Origin of the sequence: Azospirillum sp. TSO5, assembly GCF_003116065.1 — a bacterium.
Classification (GTDB): Bacteria; Pseudomonadota; Alphaproteobacteria; order Azospirillales; family Azospirillaceae; genus Azospirillum.
The window spans coordinates 1-1,111 of record NZ_LGQY01000199.1 but is presented as its reverse complement, the minus strand read 5'-3'; the positions used below and the strand labels follow the sequence as shown (position 1 = coordinate 1,111).

General features: G+C 64.7%; 1 protein-coding gene. It reads right to left on the bottom strand.

Annotated features, from left to right (window positions below; genetic code table 11):
- Nucleotides 1-261: 261 nt before the first annotated feature.
- Nucleotides 262-864: a recombinase family protein gene (locus TSO5_RS32030; protein ID WP_109155388.1), complete on the bottom strand. Its 603-nt coding sequence runs from the start codon at nucleotides 862-864 to the stop codon at nucleotides 262-264.
- Nucleotides 865-1,111 lie beyond the last annotated feature (247 nt).

Genomic DNA, 1,111 nt, shown 5'->3' with positions numbered 1-1,111 from the left:
ATGATCCCCCGTCATACCGGTCAAGAGGGGATTCGGCGTTCATGGTCAGCGCGGTAGCGCGAAGGACTGCACGGCTGGGCCAGCATCCAGCCACCTACGGGTTGGCCGCTTGCTTCGGTTGGTGGAGCCGAGGAGGGTCATACATGCCTCATGTTGATCCGGTACGACAAGCCCGCTGGTCAAGTTTGCCCCGAAGCAGAGCCGGTGTGTTGAATCCTACCGTCGTGGTTGTCGGCACGATCTCACCTGATGCCCTTGGCATCAGGTGAGAGGCGTCGCGGCGATCTCCTTCTTCACCTTCTGCACCGTGCCGACGCCGCATCCAACGAGCTTCGCGGTCTTGTGGATGCCATGCCCGGCGTCGAGTTCCCGCCGGATGCGGGCAATGATGGCATCGCTGGTCTTGGGACGTCCGAGACGCCGTCCTTCGGCGCGGGCGCGATTGAGGCCCGCCCGGATGCGGTCCTGGATCATGGCGCGTTCGAACTCCGAGAAGATGCCCAGCATCTGGAACATGGCGCGCCCCGCAGGGGTGGTGGTGTCCAGGCCCTGCTGGTGGAGGTAGAGGCCGACGCCGCGAGCGTTGATCTCGCCGAGGAAGGCGACAAGGTCCTGGAGGGAGCGGCCCAGGCGATCCACGCTCCACGCGGCGATCAGGTCGAACTCCCGGCGGGCCACGCCCTTCAGGAGGCGGTCGAAGCCGGGGCGCTGATCGCGTCCCTTGGCTCCGCTGATGCCTTCATCCCGGAACACCTCCACGATGGTCCAGCCGAGGTGCTGGGCGACCTGGGTGAGGTCTCGAAGCTGGTTCTCGACGGTTTGGTTCCGGTCGGTGCTAACGCGGGCGTAGATGGCGACCCTCATGCCGTCCTCCGTGTGATTGCTCCTACCCTATGCGGAGGTCACGCGGCGGCGGTTCGGGCAAGCCCGTCAGGAATCATGTGGTTGTTGTACTGGGGGAAAGCTGGAGAAACAAGCCAGCATCCGCGCGGGTTCCAACCAGCCTCGGATGGTGGGGTTTCTTGTACAGCCCTGCGAGACCTCTCCATCGTCAGTGCGGCTGGTCATACGAGGGCGGGCTGCTGCTGACCGCCTTCAAGCTGCTCGGTCA